The 2,695-nt window shown below is 65.4% G+C and carries 3 protein-coding genes; all 3 read left to right on the top strand.

Features of this window, described 5'->3' with window-relative positions:
• Positions 1–101 precede the first annotated feature (101 nt).
• On the top strand, positions 102–950 hold the full coding sequence (kduI, locus tag DBR20_RS03060) for a 5-dehydro-4-deoxy-D-glucuronate isomerase (protein ID WP_108265147.1): 849 nt from the start codon (positions 102–104) through the stop codon (positions 948–950).
• Positions 951–1,030: 80 nt separating this feature from the next.
• A complete protein-coding gene (kduD, locus tag DBR20_RS03055; RefSeq protein WP_108265146.1) occupies positions 1,031–1,786 on the top strand; it encodes a 2-dehydro-3-deoxy-D-gluconate 5-dehydrogenase KduD in 756 nt (251 codons plus the stop codon).
• A 112-nt stretch (positions 1,787–1,898) separates the two neighbouring features.
• Positions 1,899–2,695: rhamnogalacturonan acetylesterase (locus DBR20_RS03050; RefSeq protein ID WP_108265145.1), on the top strand; the 797-nt coding region annotated here is incomplete at its 3' end.

Here is a 2,695-nt window from a genome sequence, read left to right as displayed (position 1 = left end):
ATCGTGCGGCGCAAAATGACACCGGTTTCCTGTCTGGCTAGAATCGACCGTGAACCGTGCCGGGGCCGAACCATCGGCCCGCCCCCTGCTCTGGAGAAGCCATGTACTGCAAGACCCATTACGCCACCCATCCCGATGCCATCAAGGGCGCCAGCAACGACCAGCTGCGCGAGCTGTACCTGCTCGATGGCCTGTTCAACGCCGATGCGGTGACCCTGAAATACACCCACTACGAGCGCTTCGTGCTGGGTGGCGCTGCGCCGGTCACCGGCCCGCTGGCCCTGCCCGCGCAGACCGAACCGGCTTCGGCCGCCGGCCATCCGTTCCTGGAGCGCCGCGAGCTGGGCATCATCAACGTCGGTAGCGGCACCGGTACGGTCACCGTCGATGGCACCGTGTACACGCTGGGGCCGAAGGATGGCCTGTACGTGGCGATGGGCAGCAAGGACGTCGTCTTCGCTTCGCAGGATGCCGCCAACCCGGCGCAGTTCTACCTGGCCTCGACCCCGGCCCATGCGCGCTTTGAAACCAAGCAGCTTTCGATCAAGGACGCGGTGGCACTGGATCGTGGCGCGCTGGAAACCAGCAACGAGCGCACCATCTACCAGTACATCGTGCCGGCCACCTGCCAGTCCTCGCAGCTGCTGCTGGGCCTGACCGTGCTCAAGCCGGGCAGCGTGTGGAACACCATGCCGCCGCACCTGCATGACCGCCGCAGCGAGGTCTATTTCTACTTCGACCTGGGCGACAGCGATCGCGTCTACCACTTCATGGGCGAGCCGGACGCACAGCGCCACATCGTCATCCAGAACAACGAAGCGGTGGTGTCGCCGCCGTGGTCGATCCACATGGGTGCCGGCACCAGCAACTACGCCTTCATCTGGGCGATGGGTGGCGAGAACCTGGATTACACCGACATGCACGTGCTGGACATCTGCCAGCTCAAGTAAGCACTGACAGGCCACCGCGCACGCCGCGCGGTGGTCGCTTGCCTGCATCACGCACGCCTCTACCAAGGAACGCATACGCAATGACCAATCCCTTCAGCCTGGAAGGAAAAGTCGCTCTGGTAACCGGTGGTAATACCGGCCTGGGCCAGGGCATCGCGGTGGCATTGGCTGCCGCCGGCGCCGATGTCGCGGTGGCCGGCATCGCCCCGCCCACCGAAACCATCGAGAAGATCACCGCGCTGGGCCGCCGCTGCCTGGCAGTGGAAGCCAACCTGATCAGCATCGAACCGGTCGAGCGCGTGGTGCGCGAAACCATCGAAGGCCTCGGCAGGCTGGACATCCTGGTCAACAACGCCGGCCTGATCCGCCGCGCCGATGCAGTGGACTTCAGCGAGCAGGACTGGGACGACGTGATGAACGTCAACATCAAGTCCGCCTTCTTCATCTCGCAGGCCGCCGGCCGTCATTTCATCGAACAGGGCAGCGGCAAGATCATCAACATCGCCTCGATGCTGTCGTTCCAGGGCGGCGTCCGCGTGCCGTCGTACACCGCCAGCAAGAGTGGCATCGCCGGCATCACCCGCTTGCTGGCCAACGAATGGGCTGGCAAGGGCGTGAACATCAACGCGATCGCGCCGGGCTACATGGCTACCGACAACACCGCCGCGCTGCGCGCCGATGCGGACCGCAACAAGGCGATTCTCGAGCGCATTCCGGCCGGCCGCTGGGGCAACCCGGAAGATCTGGCCGGTGCGGCGGTGTTCCTGGCCTCGTCGGCGTCGGACTACATCAACGGCGCGGTGCTGCCGGTCGATGGTGGCTGGCTGGCGCGCTGAAGCACACCGGTCTGTAGAGCCGAGCCCATGCTCGGCTGTCGCGCAGCGCGCGACCTCGTTCACTCTTATCGAAAAGCAGCCGAGCATGGCTCGGCACTACCGGGGCCCGGCCATGCGGAAGCTGTTGTTGCTGTTGCTGCTGTCGAGCACCGCCGCGCATGCGGCACCGGTGCGGCTGTTCATTGCCGGTGATTCCACCGCTGCCGAATACGGCCCCGAACGCGCACCACAGGCCGGCTGGGGGCAGATGCTGCAGAGCTATCTGGACCCGGCACGGATCGAAGTGCACAACCATGCCAAGGGCGGGCGCAGCACGCGCAGCTTCATCGACGAAGGGCGCTTGGACCCGATCGCCGCGGAACTACGTCGTGGCGATGTGTTGCTGATCCAGTTCGGCCACAACGACGCGAAGTTCGAAGATCCCACGCGCTACACCGATCCGGACAGCGACTATCCACAACTGCTGATGCGTTACGTGCAGGTGGCGCGTGACAAGGGCGCCACACCGGTGCTGGTCACGCCGGTGGCGCGGCTGCTGTACGACTTCGGTTCACTGCTGGATACGCATGCGCGCTACACGCTGCCGATGCAGCGGCTGGCCGCACGCGAGCACGTTGCGCTGATCGACCTCAACGACCGCAGCATGCGCTGGATCCGCGCGATGGGTGAGCAGGGTGCACGCCCGTACTTCCTGTTCGTGCCCGAGCAGAACAAGGCCGATGGCACGCACTTCAGCGCGGCCGGTGCCAATGCAGTGGCGTGCCTGGTGCTGCGCGAAGCGGTGCAGGTGTTGCCGACGCTGCAACCTGCACTGGTGCGCGATATCGATTGCGATGTCATGGGAACAGGGCAGGGCGGCGATCCTGCACGAGCCACGCAGGTGGTGCACGAAGATACGCTGGCGCGCGC

It is taken from the genome of Stenotrophomonas sp. HMWF023 (genome assembly GCF_003060985.1).
In the GTDB taxonomy this organism is placed as follows: Bacteria; Pseudomonadota; Gammaproteobacteria; order Xanthomonadales; family Xanthomonadaceae; genus Stenotrophomonas; species Stenotrophomonas lactitubi.
This window is presented reverse-complemented; position numbering and strand designations above follow the sequence as displayed.

Bases quoted from the DNA above. Each gene is read 5' to 3' on its own strand.
- kduD (WP_108265146.1), top strand. From the start codon at position 1,031: ATGACCAATCCCTTCAGCCTGGAAGGAAAAGTCGCTCTGGTAACCGGT.
- kduI (WP_108265147.1), top strand. From the start codon at position 102: ATGTACTGCAAGACCCATTACGCCACCCATCCCGATGCCATCAAGGGC.